Origin of the sequence: Vibrio qingdaonensis (assembly GCF_026191675.1) — a bacterium.
Classification (GTDB): domain Bacteria; phylum Pseudomonadota; class Gammaproteobacteria; order Enterobacterales; family Vibrionaceae; genus Vibrio; species Vibrio qingdaonensis.
In genome coordinates this window covers 1-17153 of the sequence record NZ_JAKRRY010000033.1, presented here as the reverse complement: position 1 = coordinate 17153, position 17153 = coordinate 1, and the positions used below count along the sequence as shown (strand labels likewise).

18 protein-coding genes and 5 pseudogenes are annotated in these 17153 nt (G+C 40.2%); 15 read left to right on the top strand and 8 right to left on the bottom strand.

The window, feature by feature from the left end:
- Positions 1-284: 284 nt before the first annotated feature.
- The 3 genes and pseudogenes from MD535_RS19615 to MD535_RS19605 all read left to right on the top strand — a co-directional run bounded on the left by MD535_RS19615 (position 285) and on the right by MD535_RS19605 (position 2786).
- The gene (locus tag MD535_RS19615) at positions 285-1310 is read left to right on the top strand and encodes a DNA mismatch repair protein (protein ID WP_105058895.1); all 1026 of its coding nucleotides are present in this window, start codon (positions 285-287) and stop codon (positions 1308-1310) included.
- Positions 1307-2221 (top strand): AAA family ATPase, encoded by a 915-nt coding sequence (locus tag MD535_RS19610; RefSeq protein ID WP_171388188.1) that lies wholly within the window; start codon positions 1307-1309, stop codon positions 2219-2221. The genes MD535_RS19615 and MD535_RS19610 overlap by 4 nt, the downstream gene beginning before the upstream one ends.
- 135 nt (positions 2222-2356) lie before the next feature.
- A pseudogene (locus MD535_RS19605) lies at positions 2357-2786 on the top strand (recombinase family protein).
- A gap of 3 nt (positions 2787-2789) precedes the next feature.
- On the opposite strand, the gene MD535_RS19600 reads toward MD535_RS19605, so the two are convergent.
- Together MD535_RS19600 and MD535_RS19595 are read right to left on the bottom strand one after the other, a co-directional pair.
- On the bottom strand, positions 2790-3092 hold the full coding sequence (locus MD535_RS19600) for a type II toxin-antitoxin system RelE/ParE family toxin (RefSeq protein WP_171388187.1): 303 nt from the start codon (positions 3090-3092) through the stop codon (positions 2790-2792).
- Positions 3092-3352: a type II toxin-antitoxin system Phd/YefM family antitoxin gene (locus tag MD535_RS19595; protein WP_171388186.1), complete on the bottom strand. Its 261-nt coding sequence runs from the start codon at positions 3350-3352 to the stop codon at positions 3092-3094. Before MD535_RS19595 ends, MD535_RS19600 begins: the two co-directional genes overlap by 1 nt.
- 127 nt (positions 3353-3479) lie before the next feature.
- On the opposite strand from MD535_RS19595, the pseudogene MD535_RS19590 reads away from it, so the two are divergent.
- Positions 3480-3987, top strand: a pseudogene (locus tag MD535_RS19590) (recombinase family protein).
- Positions 3988-4108: 121 nt separating this feature from the next.
- Positions 4109-5053 (top strand): hypothetical protein, encoded by a 945-nt coding sequence (locus tag MD535_RS19585; protein ID WP_237300759.1) that lies wholly within the window; start codon positions 4109-4111, stop codon positions 5051-5053.
- Positions 5054-5813: 760 nt separating this feature from the next.
- Here the strand turns inward: MD535_RS19585 and MD535_RS19580 are convergent.
- Both MD535_RS19580 and MD535_RS19575 read right to left on the bottom strand, forming a co-directional pair.
- Positions 5814-6308, bottom strand: a complete 495-nt coding sequence (locus MD535_RS19580; protein ID WP_265676749.1) for an ATP-binding cassette domain-containing protein — start codon at positions 6306-6308, stop codon at positions 5814-5816.
- Between the two features lie 138 nt (positions 6309-6446).
- Entirely contained in the window at positions 6447-6578 is a 132-nt protein-coding gene (locus MD535_RS19575; protein ID WP_265676757.1) for a cysteine peptidase family C39 domain-containing protein, read from the bottom strand.
- Between the two features lie 585 nt (positions 6579-7163).
- Between MD535_RS19575 and MD535_RS19570 the strand changes: the two genes are divergently transcribed.
- The 3 genes from MD535_RS19570 to MD535_RS19560 all read left to right on the top strand — a co-directional run bounded on the left by MD535_RS19570 (position 7164) and on the right by MD535_RS19560 (position 9470).
- Positions 7164-7349: a hypothetical protein gene (locus tag MD535_RS19570; protein ID WP_265676748.1), complete on the top strand. Its 186-nt coding sequence runs from the start codon at positions 7164-7166 to the stop codon at positions 7347-7349.
- A gap of 98 nt (positions 7350-7447) precedes the next feature.
- The gene (locus MD535_RS19565) at positions 7448-7948 is read left to right on the top strand and encodes a hypothetical protein (RefSeq protein WP_265676747.1); all 501 of its coding nucleotides are present in this window, start codon (positions 7448-7450) and stop codon (positions 7946-7948) included.
- Entirely contained in the window at positions 7923-9470 is a 1548-nt protein-coding gene (locus MD535_RS19560; protein ID WP_237300763.1) for a TcdA/TcdB catalytic glycosyltransferase domain-containing protein, read from the top strand. The genes MD535_RS19565 and MD535_RS19560 overlap by 26 nt, the downstream gene beginning before the upstream one ends.
- 153 nt (positions 9471-9623) lie before the next feature.
- On the opposite strand, the gene MD535_RS26335 is transcribed toward MD535_RS19560, so the two are convergent.
- The 3 genes and pseudogenes from MD535_RS26335 to MD535_RS19550 all read right to left on the bottom strand — a co-directional run bounded on the left by MD535_RS26335 (position 9624) and on the right by MD535_RS19550 (position 10597).
- Entirely contained in the window at positions 9624-9770 is a 147-nt protein-coding gene (locus MD535_RS26335) for a hypothetical protein (protein WP_390902964.1), read from the bottom strand.
- A gap of 24 nt (positions 9771-9794) precedes the next feature.
- Positions 9795-9947: pseudogene (locus MD535_RS26330) on the bottom strand (HlyD family efflux transporter periplasmic adaptor subunit); the annotation flags it as partial.
- A gap of 89 nt (positions 9948-10036) precedes the next feature.
- The gene (locus tag MD535_RS19550; protein ID WP_265676746.1) at positions 10037-10597 is read right to left on the bottom strand and encodes an HlyD family secretion protein; all 561 of its coding nucleotides are present in this window, start codon (positions 10595-10597) and stop codon (positions 10037-10039) included.
- A 536-nt stretch (positions 10598-11133) separates the two neighbouring features.
- On the opposite strand from MD535_RS19550, the gene MD535_RS19545 reads away from it, so the two are divergent.
- From MD535_RS19545 to MD535_RS19520, 6 genes are all read left to right on the top strand, one after another.
- Positions 11134-11376 (top strand): hypothetical protein, encoded by a 243-nt coding sequence (locus MD535_RS19545; RefSeq protein ID WP_265676745.1) that lies wholly within the window; start codon positions 11134-11136, stop codon positions 11374-11376.
- An 18-nt stretch (positions 11377-11394) separates the two neighbouring features.
- Positions 11395-12222 carry a CPBP family intramembrane glutamic endopeptidase gene (locus MD535_RS19540; protein ID WP_265676744.1) on the top strand — a complete coding sequence of 276 codons (828 nt, stop codon included), beginning with the start codon at positions 11395-11397 and terminating at the stop codon, positions 12220-12222.
- Positions 12222-12503, top strand: a complete 282-nt coding sequence (locus MD535_RS19535) for a hypothetical protein (RefSeq protein WP_261891674.1) — start codon at positions 12222-12224, stop codon at positions 12501-12503. The genes MD535_RS19540 and MD535_RS19535 overlap by 1 nt, the downstream gene beginning before the upstream one ends.
- Before the next feature lie 91 nt (positions 12504-12594).
- Positions 12595-13380, top strand: a complete 786-nt coding sequence (locus MD535_RS19530) for a hypothetical protein (RefSeq protein ID WP_237300767.1) — start codon at positions 12595-12597, stop codon at positions 13378-13380.
- A gap of 302 nt (positions 13381-13682) precedes the next feature.
- Complete coding sequence (locus tag MD535_RS19525) at positions 13683-14075, top strand: Rid family detoxifying hydrolase (protein WP_105058885.1); 393 nt, start codon at positions 13683-13685, stop codon at positions 14073-14075.
- 852 nt (positions 14076-14927) lie between these two features.
- Positions 14928-15437 (top strand): hypothetical protein, encoded by a 510-nt coding sequence (locus MD535_RS19520; RefSeq protein ID WP_265676743.1) that lies wholly within the window; start codon positions 14928-14930, stop codon positions 15435-15437.
- A gap of 1121 nt (positions 15438-16558) precedes the next feature.
- Here MD535_RS19520 and MD535_RS19515 read toward each other — a convergent pair.
- A pseudogene (locus MD535_RS19515) lies at positions 16559-16663 on the bottom strand (IS5/IS1182 family transposase); the annotation flags it as partial.
- A 151-nt stretch (positions 16664-16814) separates the two neighbouring features.
- Between MD535_RS19515 and MD535_RS19510 the strand changes: the two are divergent.
- Positions 16815-17153, top strand: a pseudogene (locus MD535_RS19510) (hypothetical protein); the annotation flags it as partial.

Genomic DNA, 17153 nt, shown 5'->3' with positions numbered 1-17153 from the left:
TAGAAGATAGGGAAGATCATGATTTAAATTTAATTTATGGTTATTAGGCAAAGTTGTCTAAAAAACGATCAAAACATAGGCTTGATTATTAATCCAATAGTTAGTTTGATCCTTAACACTCAAGTAAACATTTACCGAAGTAAGTGGTTATTTACCGATATTTATACATAATTTATGTGATGTACTATAGATATTTACCGAAATCATATAGACATCTACCGAAGTTAGTGAGGTAAGTAAGGTTATCTGTTAGAATAATACTATCGCGTTATTAGGTAATGATCATGACTTCAACATCTAGCTCTAGTTTGACGGTTATTAATGAAGAAGACCGTAAAAATCGGTTTATCTCATCCATTTTATTTTCGAGAGCTACCATCTTTCATCCAGCTTCACGCTTAACATCCACAATGCAATCCAAACTCATTGAGATTGCACAAAGCGGGGGGACTGATCCTAACTATCCATTAGAAAGCGTGAATATTAACAGTTATGGAAAAAACTTCAGAGTTGATCTGCATGTTGATTACCTACTTCAACCACATCGAGATATCTTAGAAACCATGCTGGCCTATGCCCAAACTATTCAATTGGACGACAATTCTTATGATGCTGGCTCACGTTTAACTTGGTCTCAGGTATACCAAACCATAACGGACGGTGATATCTCTGATACTCAACAAGATGGTTTCGATTCATTTATTGATCGAGATGCGACTGTTCTGTCAATGGGTATGTATGAGTTAGCAACCCGAATGGGTATGGCGACCACTCGCGCGAACTATGATCAAATAGAGCGTCGTATTACTCAGTTAGCAACGGCTCACTTGGTGATAAATGAACTTGATGAAGAGCAGAATGTAGTCAGCAAAAAGCCGTTAGAGTTTGTTCAAGATTACCGATTTTATTGTGATCGAAGTAAATTCAAAACAGGTCGTAAGAACAGTAAGAACCTCACTAACCACGTGTTCTTAGTGCCAGATATGCGTTTACTGCAAGCAATACGCGACCATGGTTACTACTATCGATTAGAACAACACAAAATGACCAACTACAGTAAACCGTCGGTTCGTTCATTCTTAAAATACATTACTACGCATAAAGCTGAATTCTTACACAACAAGAAGTTTGAGTGGGCACTCGATAGCTACATTCAATCTATTGCTTCAAAAGTCAGCCATAGCTTCCGTAGTGATCTCAGAAAAGATTTGTTGGCTAATGCCGTACAAATCGAAAAAGACTTTAGCCTTCAATTTCGCGATGTAGGTAATGGTATACAGATATTTTATATAGGGGAGGGTGGATCATGAACACTCAATCTCTTGATAGCTTGATGTCTTCATCTGCAAGTCAAAACCTAAGCTTCAGCCTGAAAGGTTTACTTAAAGGACATGTAGGCATGTTGATTGCTGCGCCTAATGTCGGTAAGTCTCATCTAGCATTGTGTATTGCAATGGAACACGCTTCTTCAATGTCTTTACTCGGGATGAGCGCGGCCGGAAAACCCGCAAAAACTTTGGTATTGAGTTCAGAAGACGGAGTTGGCGTGATTCAATCTCGCATGAAAGAAAAGCTGACTAATTGCACTGCCACTATTAAGTCAGAGCTAAAAAATAATCTCCACTTTCTAACCGATATTGAACCGATAGTGATCCCGCCAGATAGCTCTGCACAAGAACAGGCAGAACATAAGCAGTATTTAGCACAACTCAAGCAAACCTTCTCGGAATTCGACTTAGTGATAGTGGATACGGTGACGGAATCAATAGGCCGTTGTGAAGAGGTAAAACACGATCGCTTAATCAAAAATGTTTTTCAGAGCCTTGCCAGTGAATCAGGTGCCAGTTTGTTGCTTGTCCATCATGTAAATAAAGATGAGATCCGCGGTAACCAAGAAATTACCATGGCATCAGGCGCAGGTTTAACATCGGTAATGCGACTAACAAAGTGCTTGTTTACGTTAAAGAGAAACAAAGAATCTTTGTCGATTAAATATCTTAAGAGCAATTATTTACCTGAAAATGAAAATCAAGAGTTTGCGGTTGAAGTGAGACAAAGCCTCACTATTAATCCACAGGTATTCAGTTTAAAATCTAAGGCGTCTAAGCCTGCTCGCTCAGCGCAAAGCATTAAGCAAAACCCAAAAAAAATCACACTGCCCGGAACTATTCCAGAGCAAAAAGAAATTGAAGAGCGAAAAAACCTTAGAGACGTCTTGTAAGTAACCTATCACACTTTGAACAGCACCGACATCCGGTGCTGTTTTCTTATCTGACACTGTTCGCACTTTCTGTTACTCGTTCAACTTTTTCGCTCAGCTTGTTCAGTTTGGATCGCTTTTACTTAAGTAGAAAGCATGGCGAACTACGCGTATTTAAGAGTCTCCTCAGACAGCCTAGATGTGGCAACAGGAAAGAAAAAATGGCGGTAACGTAAGTTAGTCGAGGGTATGACGAACGGAGATTACATCGTGTTTATTGAAGTCATTCGAATTGCTCGTTCGATGTTACAAGTGCTTGAGGTACTTGAAGTGCGTATGGAAAAGAAGATCAATGTTTATATAGCTAAACATAACTTACCACTGGATGGTTTAATGCAATCTTGCATAACCGCTACGGTGCTAGGACTTACGGCAGAAATAGAGCGTGAGTTTATCTCGATGAGAGCGAAGGAAGTACTTAAAGATGGGCTTGGGGATTAGTCCCACAGAAAAATTGTTCGATGAAGCGCCGAGTACGCTGCGTGACTATATTAAGCAACGCAAGTTAACCCTTAAATTAGCTTGAGGGTTAAGAGATTTGTGAAAAGTGCTTAGCTGGAGATATGTGTTTACTCAGAACGGCTGCAATAACTATGTGCTCTTGTTTCTGGATGTAATAAATTACATGGTGCTTTAAAGGAAACCGGAAGTAGTTTTGGCCCAGTTCAAAAACTTCTATGCTGAGCAACTTGTTGTTCGCCAGTAATTCCATAGATTGCTTTAGTTCTGAAAAGTAAGTAGTCCATTGTATTTGCCCCCTTCGCTCTAATGTATAGCGACGAATCTCAATGAGATCAGATTGCGCTGCAGAAGAAAGCTTATAGTGCATCATTAATCAAATTTACCTTGGTCAAATGCATTCATGAAGTCGTTACCGTCAACTAGGTTATCTGATAGAGCGTCGGCTTCTGCTTGTTCGAAGCGTGATTTAACAACCATCAATTTCAGAGCTTCAAGTTGCTCATATTCTTCACAAGACATCATCACCGCAACTGGTGAGCCGTTCTTATTGATTTGTATGGGTTCACGTTGAACTTTCATCAACAAATCGCCAAATTTGGTTTTAGCTGTATTAGCTGTAAGTGATTGCATAATATTCTCCTTTTCGTTCATTATAAACGAATCGAACGATTTAACCAATTTGTATGATTCTGTGATTGGAGGCAATATGAAACAATGTACATAAAGGTATCTTAATGTTCACTTTAAGGTTCGTTTTATGAAAATCAGTTATGCCTGTGTTAGTACTCAAGACCAAACGTTCAACTTGAACAGCTTAAAGCCATAGGCTGTGAAAAAATTTACCAAGAACAGGCGAGTGGTAAATCCTCCTATAGAGAACAGCTTAGTCTGTTGTTGGACTTTATGAGGGAAGGGACGTCATTCACGTTACTAAAGTCGACCGTATTGCTCGTAATACTATCGATGCATTGCAAATTGCATCAGCTAGCGCAAAAGAACGCAGGTTTGGTTTTTCATTGATCTAGGAGACTTGGACATCAACAGTGATGTGGGCCAGGTTATCTATACCACCATTTCGGTGTTCGCAGAGATGGAAAGAAAACGCATCTTACAGCGCTGTAACGAGGGTAGGGAGCGAGCTCGCACACCTCGGACGATTTCCTAATAAGCAGTTTCAACAACGCATTCAAGAGCTTGCAGAGCAAGGGATGAATAAGCATACGCTCAGTAAAGAGTTAGGGTGCAGTCGCACAACTTTTTATTAAGGTACTAGATTGAAGGATTGGGTAGTGAAATAACAAACGAGCATAAATTTATAAATTAATATTCGAAAGAAGTGAGCGTAATTTTTCTGAAAAGGAGATTAAATAAAAGTTCGGACAATACATGCTCATTGTTTTAATAGGGATTGTGCTAGCAGGCTGTAGCGACAAGGAAGATGCTATCTGTGGAAGATGTATCAACCTCACCCTCAGAGCCGAAGAACCCAATGCCTTAGGTAATTTAGTCGAAATAAAAATACTTCCCCCCGAAGGGCAATTATCTGTTCCCGCAAATAGTAAGATGAAATTGCGGATAATTGGTGTCTATGAAAATGGGGAAGAAGACCTTACTGAACAAGCCGAGCTGAGAATACTAGATAATGTATCAAACATTACATTCACAGAGGATAACCAGGTACAAGCCGGTGTTTGGGATCCATCAGGTGCTTCTTATAATAACACAAGGATAGAAGCCGAGTTTGAAGGCATAAAAGCTGAGTTAATCGTCAATGTTATGGAAGGTGTATGTGATAAAGCGCTGACGTTAGCCCAAGTAGAGTCCTTGGATGGGACTTGTGTGATGTCTCATTCATATGACGGCAAAGAGTACCTATTTGTTCCACGAAAAAAATTTATGGACAGGCTAGGGTACACCGCTTCTAATATCGAAGAAAACGAAGGGCGAACTTATGCGATAATTCATAATGATAGTTACCCTTATGCACTGTTTAGAAGAGATGGTAAAGGAATAACTTTGGAAAATTACGAGAACGAAAATAATCCATACGGCCAAGCTGAAAGGTATTGTAATGACCTCGTCAAAATGAGTTTTAATAATAAAGATGGCTGGAAAATGTCAACCTTTGAAGAGCTGGAAGAGCTTATATTCCACCATGAAAACAATAACTTATTGATTTCTGGAGGCTTACCTCTGGACTACTTTAGCATCTGGAATTCGGACAAACCTCCTTCAGGCCTATTATATGGTTTTCTAAATAATGTAAACAACGTGGAGAAGGTCCCCCACTATTTATCTAGTAGACATGCGATTTTGTGTAGGTCTGAATAGATAGAACCGCACACGGCACGTGCGTGCTGTAAGGCAGCCAGACAAGCTGCCTTTACCTCCTATTACTTTTTCAACCTTATCCAAACTCAATTTTTCCATATCCATATCCCTCTTGATTAGTTTGCTTTTTGTACATCAACATAACGATTACCACTAAAACCGTTACTCACTCAAGTAGACAAATTCCTTTTTATTCAGAGTGGGATATATCTATCGATGATTAAATAAATAACCTGATTATTTAAATAAAAATAGACCTTGAGAATTTGTTTAATAATAAAATTGTCACATATCTATAAATAATGGAATTAAAGGAACTAAGATTATTGTATTTGGCAGCTCTGATTTGATAGGCGAATAGCCCTGTTTAATTTGGTACGACCAATGCTGCGCCCCATCCTTTGGTTTAATAAGCTTTGTGGCTGCTGTTGTTCTATCTGCTTAAGTTGCATTATCACGTGTAATTTATTGGCGCAGCGGTGGTCGTGTCGTGGTGTTATTGTCAAATTTTACACCTATTGGGGCTTCTCTAAATGAATGGTTCGCGTAGCTGAAACTATGGTTTCTGCTCGGTGCGCAATGATGATGCGAGTGATATTTAGTTGCTGCACGTGTTGGTTAATATTAGCATCAAGGTGGCTCGTAGATTCATCTAAGCAGAGAACTTTGGGCTGATTATAAAGCGCTCAAGCGAGGCAAAGACGTTGTAATTGCCCGCCGGAAAAGCTAATTCCCATTTTTCTAACTAAAGAATAAAAGCCTAAGGTAGTCGTTGAATCTCGGCTAAAATGTTAGCGTGGCGGCAACTCTCTTTTAATCTTTCCTCATCATATGGGCTATCAAACATGGTGATATTTTCACTCAGTGTTCCTGAAAGTAGAGGATCATTTTGCATTACACTTCCTAGGTGTGAACGATAGGTTGTTTTATCTAGCTTTTGGATATCGATACCATCTAGGTAAATGGTTCCAGTCGTCGGGGAGAGTAACCCAAGAAGGAGTTTAAGTAAGGTTGTCTTGCCGCATCCATATTCGCCTGTGATTGCGATACTTTCTTCGGGTTCTATTTCAAAACTGAGTTGGTTTAGCACCCAAGGTGCTTGGTCAAAATAACGAAAGCTTACGTTATCAACTACCCACTGCATGTAATAAGGAGCTATTAATGCGGCGGATTGAATGACCACTGATAACATTAATAGTGTAACTAGGGTGCGTTTTAACCCATGAATCTTCTCCCACAGTTGGCTAATTCGCATGGTCTCGCGTTTGCCTTGTTTTTTAAAGTTACTACTGGGGGGTAGTTCGAGTGCGATCCCGGTAAAGCAGCGAGCAAATTCAATTGTAGATAACTGGCGCTTATCCTGAGCGGGGTCATTGATATCAACCTTTCCATTTCACACTTTCGTTAGCACTACAAAATGGTTTAAGTCCCAATGAATAATGCATGGCAAAGTAAGCTGATATAACTCTTCTATTTCACATTGTACCGCTCGTGCTATGAGTCTTATTCGACTAGCTAATTCCATGACCTGTTTTAAATTCATGCCCTGTGCACCAACCCTTACCATGCGTCTAAGTGATGCGACATTATCCGGAAATCATCGCGACGTACGCTAACGCGCATTCTGATACTTCGGATTGCATCACCAAAGGTACGTGTTTTAGATGTGTGTAATGTAATCGATGAAGAAGGTTATGGGGAGTTCCTGACATACTCTGTTTTCTTTGGTTGTGAGTGGTCCTGGGGGCCTGTGCATGCTTTTTATAGTTTGAGCAACGAGTTGCTGTGCTCTTTTTTGATTAATTAAATGCCACTCAACCTTATGAGCGTTTACGGCTAATGACATGTTATTAAAGGAGAAATTACGATTGATTATCTATGAGGGAGCCGGGGGGCGTGGTTTTTTATGCCCCTGGTAGATAAGCCAATAAGAAGTGAGGGTTATCAATAAATTAACTCATAAATTAATTGTGGTACTGATGGAATTTAAGTCTTGATAAAGCTAGGGCTAAATACCTGTAGGCCTTACGTTTACGCAAGAGCCAAGATCTATTGCTGCGTTGTAAAGGCGTTATTCAGGGAGAAATATTGGTTACGTTAAGGATGAGTAATGAAGAAAGTTATGTGCCAACAAGTAGCGTCATTATCAGAGGATATGCTTGATAAAGTTGTGGGCGGGAAGGGATACGACGGTTGTACCTCTAAACCTAAAAAGTTGCATAAAGCAGCGACGAAAAAAGGAAATTCATCAAAGGGTCGTGATTGGAGCGGGTGCTACAATAGCCGCTCTTCCTAAGTCTTGATTTTTTAATGATGGATGAGGGTTTGTGAGGTAGGCCGCTTACTTACTTCACTTTTTCCTCATGAAGATGTTTCCTATTCACGGATCACATTATGAAAACGTATTTGTTATCACTGTTTGTAGCTCAATTCCCGTTGCCTATGGCTGACAAGCCTTCTCTTGTCTCTATGTCAGATAATGCCATCGTATCTATTACTCGGCAGGTGTTGGTAGGTTGGTGGCAGTGTTGGTTTACTTTCCCGTTGATTGGTGACCGCATTCTCAACGAACATTTGAGGTTGGATAAAGATGGCAGTTTTTCATCGCAAGGGACGTTTGAATACTTTTTGAGTAATCATGACAAGCCAGCTATCTTCTCTTTTTCAGCTCAAGGAAACTGGGACTTTTATCAGCATCAACTTCGCCTTGATTATGCCCCTTTTGATATCGAACCAATGGGCGAGTTGAGCGAACAGTATATAAACGACATCAAAAAAATCTACCTCTCTCCATCCTATAAAGGGACGCGTCGCACTGTGTTTGATGTAGAGTTGTTACGCAAAAACTCCATGACAATTGGTAATGAATATGACAGCTGGCAGTGCGTTAGATAACAATCTCCAACTTGTTTTTGAGCTTATCAATAGTTCTGATTCCACGCTGTTTGATAAGAAAAAAGCATGTGGCTTCGTAGAGAAGTTACTGGCGTTTCAAGGGCAGATAAATCAAGAATCTGTGTCTATTTTCATTCGGTTATTGGACGAATTGCTTTTAGCTGACAAGGAACAATATCTTGCTCGAGATGTGTTACAGCGTATTAGTTGGCTCGAACCAAAGGACCTTGTGATGTTAGATAAGGTATTTTTTGTTTGGATCGGTTGTTTGAGTGAGCGCCAGCTTGAATATTTTGATGTGTGGGAAGAAGTTTGCCAAGACGATACATTCATCTATTACGATAGCCGCTGTTTACTTGCTAGTGAGATTAAGGATGTTCTCTGTCGAATACACAACTGCAGTCATGAAGATGTGGCCTTTATAAAGCACCAAAGTGACTGGTTTGAGGCGTTTGTAGAAAGTAAGGAGAGACACCTCGATGAATGGTTAATTGATCATACTAGAGTCTATGATGCCGACATCGCAACTGAGCTTGAACATAGGCTCTACCGTGTTAGGCATCGTTACTACCGGCTAACGAAACTAGTCACCTTGATAGATATTGCGTCTATTGACTCATTATTTGTATTTAGCGGCTTTGATTTAGAACCTTACTACCTGTACGAAGTACTTCTGAGAAATAATTTAGCTGCAGCAAGTGATATCGTTCGGTTGTTGGTTCTTTATCATCAAGGGGGAATGTACGTTGATTTCGACACACTTCCAAGTTTTGAGCACTGTTTTCCTAAAACAAATCGGCGCTTTCCTGAATGGGTGAGTAATAACATGGTCGATGTACTTAAAGCCGAGCTCGTTATGAATGTGTTTCGAACTCAGCAATTGACTCGTTTTGCACGGTGCCAAGGTGATCATCAGCTAGTAGAGAATCTCGTAGCGACGTTTTTTGATGATGATAAAGAGCAAATCAAAAGTTTGCATGAAGATGTTGCTGCGATAACTGAAGATAAACTTTTTCACCCTTTTATCTTGCCTCCCGTTCACAAAGAGGGTTTGGCATTAACGAAAGCCAAAAATAGTGTGGGCGAATTCAACAACAATGTGCTGATAGCGCCTAAGGGATCCAAGTTAATAAGAATTGTCTTAACGATGATGAGCAGTCGTTACCGTTATATGGAAGATAATGGCATTATATTTGATGATATTTTCACCTCTCGCGACTGTGACGTTAACAATAGAGTGATGGAGAGCGAGGAGTATTGGCTTCGTTTTTCGGACTATCGGTATGACCATTTACGGTCAAGTGATAATGTAACTCTCTTCTTGTCTGGGCCTTCATTGGTATTAGAGGTACTTATATCGCTTGCTTATGAAGTTTTTGACATTGAAGGCTGCAGTCCGAACGCCGTCGCGTTCGCAATGAGCCACCCAGGCTTGAAGATGGCATTTGAGCATCAAACTCAATTTACAGTAGAGCATATGCGCTCAACTTGGCTTCGAAACCAAAACCTCTTTTCTGATTAGTTCGATTTTAGTCATTGTCTAACATTTAAGCTGACTTTTTAGTACGGTTTGCTCATTAAAGCTTACCTTGGATCGCGTATGTTGGGTCAAGTAACCATTCTAGGAGCGTGCGCGTTTCTAAAATATTATCAGCTTCAGCTAACATGCCTGTTTTCAATGGAAATTCTTCACCATAGGCGTTCTAAATTGCTCTGGTAAAGAGGCTGTTACTCGATACATGGCTTGTTCTGTCTGAATGGGGAGGGCTTTGTCACTTGGCAAGATCAAAGCTTTGTCAATGCTCGTGATAGCATCAGTCATTAAACCGAATTTCTGATACGGAAAAGCATCAAAGCGGATATTGACGGTATCACCTTGTTGAAAAAAACCAGCAGAGCGTGTGGGTAGGAGTAATTCTAACTCAAGGGGCGAGTTGGTGGGGATGATACTTAAAATCGGTGTACTTGGGGATACTTGGCTCCCTACTTTAGCCTGAATCGCTGTAACAGTGCCTTGCTTGGACGCTTCTGTGTAAATTCATATTCGCCGTTTAGTTCTACTTTTTGGGCCTGTAATAAAGAGATATATTATTGTATCTCAAGTAGTTTTAAGTTGTGTTGTTCAGGCAGTAACTGTTGTTGGGTTTGTATTTGTGCTATCTCGACCTGAAGCGAACTCACCTCTTTATTTATTGTTTGATTCGCTTCTTGGTATTCTAATAATGCTTCTTGAGCTTCTATTAAGGCTGTTGCTGAAAGGTATCCATCTTGAGATAAGGTTTGTCGTTTTTCATAGAGTTGGGTTTGTAGGTCAAGGCGTATGGTGTTGGTTTGTTTGGCTTTGTTAATTGCGCTTAAACTTTGATTCAGGCGCTCTAACTGGTGCTGCAAAGTGAGAGTTTGCTTGTTAAACAGGGCGTCAGAAATAGTTCGCTTTTTTTCCAACATTTTCAAATGTGTGTCTATTTCTTGGATGAGAGCTGTGGTTCGCTCTTTTCCACTGCTTAATCCTTGGCTATTTTGAATCCGTGCAATCGGCTGACCCTCTGTGATTTCTAGTCCTTCCTCTCCCCAGAGCTGATTGAGTACTCCTGAACGAGCAAAATATAAAGTGATGACGTCTTTTTGTGGAGCTAGGTCTTCCTTCACAGTCTCTTTACGTGCGAACTCAAATTGCGAGAGATAGAACAAGATGAGAACAAAGAGAGCGAAAAGTGACGCACTGATACCATACAAGGACAGTGACTGAATTAAAACGATGCGACCTGTTAGCGTTTGTTTTTTGCTTCAATAACTTGTCGACGAAATAACATAATAATTCCTTTTTCTTTTTTATTCCTTGGGTTTTTAGGTCAAATGGCAAGTTTATGGATGGTTAGGGGGATCTCTCCATGCTAGAAGGAGTGGAGAAAAACTCAGCTTATTAAACATTAATTACGAGTGATTTTTGGGGGATTGAACTCTCTTGATGCAAAGGAAAACCACTCGAATAACCATGAACTAAGAAACTCAATGCCTCATCATTAATTAACCATAATTAAATACTTTCTCCCAAATAAGCACGTTAATTTTTTAACCTCCAATCAGGGAGGTTAGGTCGGAATGCAACAGATTTTAAACCGACAGGTCAGTTGTCCGTCCGCTCTCTCTTGGAACCGTGGATTTAATTGAGGAAGAGTTTAACAATGAAAGTATTAACTACTGTTCATGAGATTGAGCAAGTTGTTGGAGGGAGTCCAGGTCGTGGAATTGGAAGCTGGCTCCGTGATTCGCTTGATAGAGCACACGCACCAGTTGCAAGAGCTCGTTATAGTGAGTATCGCCAGCGAAGAGATCGCTCGGGAGATCGTGCTGCACAGGCTCCCGAGCGCAACGATATGAACGACCGCCATGACAGAGGTGGCAGTAACTGTATTGGGGACCGTTAGGTTTCGGGGTAATTTACGATGCGGTTAATGATCTCTGCTGTGGTGGTAGTCTATATAGGTTATTTTTTTCCAAGTTATATTCTGCTTGATTACTACCTGAGCATTACCCGAGAGTGGATACTTAATCCGAGTTTGGATCGAGTGCTCTACTCAGCTATCGCCTACTACTTGTTACCCGTTAGCGCTTTTTTCGCGCTGTTTGTTGGTGCTCGACGAGATAAGCATTGGAAGCAGTACTCAACCTCCTGGCCTAGAAATACATGTACATGGGGTGAAGGCGTATTGGTATTGCTTGGTTTGATCTCATTGAATTCTGTATCAAATTATATTCAATATATTGTTTTTGATTGGTTTTCTCCAGGCTCTTGGCAGGCCCAAGCCTACAATTTCACTCCTTTGTTTTCAGCCTATGATGGTGTGATTGATTGGTCGAGTGTGTTACGCAGCGCTATGGACGGTGTGTTTATTTCTCCCGTGATAGAAGAGCTTATTTTTCGTTATTTGTTGTTTGTTATTTTCAGATCCGTTTTGGGGGTTACCGGCGCCGCATTACTCTCAAGCTTAATATTCGCTTCAATACACCAGTGGGAACTGTACGCCTTTATGTCAGGGGTATTTTTATGTTGGGCCTTTGAGCGATATCGCCGCCTAGAAGTGGTTATTGCCATTCATGCTGGTCATAACCTATTTATTTTACTTTATGACCTTGTTTATTACTCGATCACACAGCTTCACTTTAATCCTTGGGAGGTGGTTGATATTAATATTGTTGCACTACAATCGGGTTATCTGGTGCTGTTTTTGCTCTTTATTGATTATCAGCGAAGAGAGTTCAGGAAGGAGTAATGCTAGCAAGAGGACTGTTTCTTTCACTTATTTACTTAAATATCGCCATACTGTTTTTAAGCGTACTTTGGTTGTTAGTCCCATCTTTCAAACAGTATTCGTTAAGCGATTACTACGCCTACATTGCCATTGTAATCTTAGTTCTGAGCGCTCTAGTCTCTCAAGGTGGCCGAAATAGTACTGAAGTGACTGACAATAAAAATAATTACCGTGCTGTTGTGTTCTTGTTAACGTTGGGCTTGATATTAATGATTAAAAGCTTCGTGTTAACTTTGATTTAGGGGAACGAACATAATCCATCATTGTCACCATCAAAATAGTGGTTCGTACAAGTTTTGGTTGCTTAAGGTTGGTTTGTAAGAAGAAAAGTTTATGTTAAAAAACAAAAGTATTCTCGTATGTGGCTGTGTGTTAATCGTGTTTGCTATCATGATCAGCCAGCGCAATCTTAGCCCGGAGTTAATATTTCCTAAATGTGAGATTAACAAGCCAGTTCAATCAAAGATAACTTTTTATCTTGATGAGTCCGTTGTGTATAAAAGTGAAATTGTCGGAAAACTGCATGAAGCAGTAGCAATGTCTAACACAATATTGGCCAACTCTTGTGTACCTATTATTCGCTCTTTTAAAGAGAGCCAATTTATATCTATGCCAAAGAGTGTTTCATCTGTTTCCTCTCTACATTCTGCCTTACAAGAAGAAGTAGGCGCTTCCGAAATTGACCATCTTAGAAGTAACCCAATAGAACAGTATGTGGTGGTTCTTGGTGAGAATCACCCTGTCGTCATTGCACAAGAAATTCATGGCATGACGATGATGAATATGAATGATAGCTTTATTGTCTTATCGGAAAGATTTCCTATTACCGTTTTAGAACACGAATTTGGGCACTTAGCTTGGGCTATGCATGAGCAGCCTGATACTGAAAGTGGTAAGTTTTGGGTTAATGAGCAGGTTTTCCCTGACAATAGAAAAAAGGTAAAGCCTTACGCGGGAGCTTACCATTGCTCGAATTACGGCACTGTCATGAGCTATGCTACGCAAGTAGTTCCTGCCTACTCAAGCCCCCTGATTAGTAACAACGGAGAGTTCTGTGGTCACGGAGTTAAGGGTGATAATACTAGGGTTATGCAGGAATACGCTGAAAGTTTAAGATGATTCATTCTAAACATATTTGCCCTTCACTTAGAGCACCCTTCTGGCTACCTGCTTTATCTCGTGAACCTTCTCGTTCGTTCCTTACTCTTTGGTGGTTCAACCAAGCCATATTATCTTCAATCACAAACAACGTGCTTTAGCTTGTGCCCTAGTTGTCCTTTGGTTGGGTTTTAACGCTTCGTTGGCATCAGTTCTGATTCAATAAGGTTAAAAACTGATGAAATTATGATTAAATAATAAGTGTTTTTTCAGTTAATCCTCTAATTTTGTTGGGCATCTAAAACTAATAGGATTGAGAAAATATGCGCAAAATCATTGATACTCAAGCGGCCCCAAAAGCGATTGGCCCATACTCCCAAGGGATCATCACCAGTGGGTTAATTTTCACTTCTGGTCAATTACCACTGAGTCCCCAGACTGGGTTTTTGGTTAAAAATAGTCTTGAGAAGCAAACGGTGCAGTGTCTAGAGAATATGAGAGCAATTTTGCTCCATGCAGACGCTGACATGTCAGACGTAGTGAAAACAACTGTTTATATTACCGATATGATGAGCTTTTCAGTTGTAAATGAAATTTATAATGATTTTTTCATTAAGCACGGCGCCAATTATTTTCCTGCGAGAACCTGTATTGAAGTATCGAAACTTCCTCTCAACGCCATGATTGAGATAGAAGCCGTTGCTGTTGCACCTTAGTCATTAATCATTTTTAATTTTTTAGCTCCAGCTCCAGCTCCAGCTCCAGCTCCAGCTCCAGCTTAGGCGCTGGGGCTATCTATTTAGGATTACCCTAGTGCGAACTTTGTCTCCGTATGTTTAATATAGTTTATATAATACTCAATATACGCTCTCTTATTTATAAGATTTTTTTCGTGAAATACCGCGAAATGAGTAGAGTTACATTTTTCGAGAGTTAGGGTGTCAAATGACTTAGGAAGAGGTCGAGAAATTGTTTTTTAAAACGGTTATAACCGTCATGGGTTGGGAGGGAGATAAACCAGTAGCGTCCGAGTGCAAAAGGATTATATGAATGGCTAAAGGGAGGGAATCCATCATCTACTTGAGAACGCAAGAGCGATAGCTAATATAAAAATGGGACTAAAAAAGAATGGTTCTTTTAGAGTTACCTCTAATAGAGTAGTTCTGTTGTTGATACTTCTGAGCTAGGGCGTTCTCGCTCCGCTTGGTTCATTCCGTCGATTCTCTCCTCTCTCGATAACTTGAGTCGCTTTATCGAACCAGCTCGAGATGCTTTACTTTCCTGAGAACAATTACTCAATGCGCTTCTCTCTACGTTTGATGCGCCTCGTCGTCTCTCCTTGTTGCACTCCCTGTCTTTGAATAAGTTCGATTAAGGGCTTGTTTTCTTATGCGTTAATTTCCTATCACTCGATTCATTTACGGGCACGCAGGGTGTTAACCGTTTCTCACCACAACCTGTTTTTCAAGTGAGGCTTCGCCGCTGCGCGCCCTTGCAAAGCAGAACGATGTTGAGAGAGCGGACAGCCAAGCGGCTCCGAAAAGTGATACTCAAAAAAGGAAAATCTCATGGCGCAACAAAACTCAACCCCAACTCTCTCTAATTCAAATTCAGCAACCAGCGTTTCGCCGCTGGGACACGAAAGCTCACCAAAAAATGATGCCTCTAGTCCTTTGGCAGTATTAAAGTTGCGCTATCTAGTCAAAAAGTGTCGTGATGAGGAAAAAATAAAGTCTGATTTGGTCTCAAAAATTCATCGTTTAAAAATGTTCAGCCGTCGTCAGTCTCCAGAGCAACAGGCCGATATAAATGCGCTCAAAGAGCAAGGGTTGGTTGACGATATCAAGCAGAAGTTTCCGCAATTGGTGTTTCGTCGTTTTGCTTTGCACGAGGTGCGTAACTTCTTTGTTGAATTGAACAGGGCAGACTTTGGCGAATGGTTTCTCCATGAGCGAGTGGATCACATAATCCTTTACACCACCTACAGGTCAGTGTTTCCAGCCTTACGATTCGTGAAAACGGGTGAGGGTACGTTTAAGTGTTCGGGGTTTTGTTTCGATATACGTTTTGGTGCTTAGGAGATCACATTTAAATACGTTCTACGGTTTCCGCTGACATATCCAGGCACGTGATTTCGGTGAATTTAACCGAGGTAAGGGGGTAAGTATTTGTGTGTGATAACACTACCATCATTAAACAGATCAGAGGCGAGGTCTACGAGAAGAAAGCTGAAAAAATGTCCGAGCATCGCACGTCGGCTAATCGGCTAAGGCTTTTCTCTCTTGCCTGTATGACAATTAAGGTGTTTGTATCAAACAGTCATCAGTCAAGGTCATCAAGATGTCTGAATTTTGTTTCGGTATTCAGGTCGTTCTCGGCATTCAAGCGGGTCGTGTTTTGATACGAGCTACGTCTTTTTCGATCCAGCCATATGATCGAGTGTGCACGTTGATGTCCTTTGCGACAAGCAGTATTTCCTGAGCGTGAGTTGCTCTACTTTAGATAAATTGCAAGTTCCAATATAGACATACAAACACTTAGAAAATAATAATTAAGTAATTCTAATAGAGCAGGTTGAAATCAAGTTTGCTCCCGCTCTGGTAAACTTAATGGGGGCAGATCCTAGCTAGACATTGACCTTCGGAGCTTGTCACTTTGGGCAAAAAGTAAAAATAGAGTAAAGCAAATGATGGCAAGTCCTGAAGATATTCCCAGCATAAATAAGCTTTCTTCATATATCAGAGGTAAGGCTATTGATAAAAAAGCGAGCATGACAACAAATAATTCACACCCTGCGCCGAAAATAGGACGCTGATGACGAAATACAGCCCATTGATAAACCATTGTTGATAACCTCCTTACAACCGAGCTTAGTTACTATCTTGAGTTAAAATACGTTAAGGTCAATTTTGTTTCCGCTTTAGACTCGGAAATCGACTTAGGTAACTTTTGAGCTACCTCCCTATTTATTTTTTAATATAACAATATCCTTTTACACGGAAAGTGATTGGAATATTATTTATGTGTAATTAAATTATTGATAGGCATCTCATCGGAAGTTTGGCGCTTATCAATTAAATTAATACCAACCCACAACCTAAGCTGACTATCACTAGCTCAATACAGTCAACCAAATTAATCTTTTCAGGAGAAAAGTTATGGGTAGCCTACCGCACTTATTTTGTTTGCTTTGAGCTCAGCCACTTACCGCTTCCATATCAACCCAAAAGGTCAGAGAACCACGCTTAATGATTGATTGGTCGTCTTACTTCCAGTTGGTTGTCTTGTAACAATATTTAAGTATAAGGCTACGAGAGATAATGAACGTAGCTGAGCAGATCGTAGGTGCGTATTTCGGTGATTGTTCTTAAATCAATAAATTAAATTAAATTAATACCATTCTCCCTGTTATTACCCGATTTTTATAAATCCTAATAAATTAGTATATAATAAACATGATTAAACTATATTCATCTATATTATTTCTTCTTACCTCATTCTTGACAGGTTGTAATTTAGAATCATCAGAAGAAGTTGTAAAAACAAAGTTAACCTTAGAAAGGATCGATATTAGCGTATCCTCAACAATAACTTATGGAACAAGTCGGTTAATATTGGCCAAAGGTAACAAACAAGCATTCATCGCCACAGGTTATTACTCAGATGGCTCCTCAATGGTACTCGCAGATTTAAGCTTAAGCGCTTGGCGTACAAGTAACGAGGAGATTGGTTTTTTTTCTAAACCGGGCGTATTTTCAACGGGGAATACAACTGGGGAGGTCGCTGTTTATCTA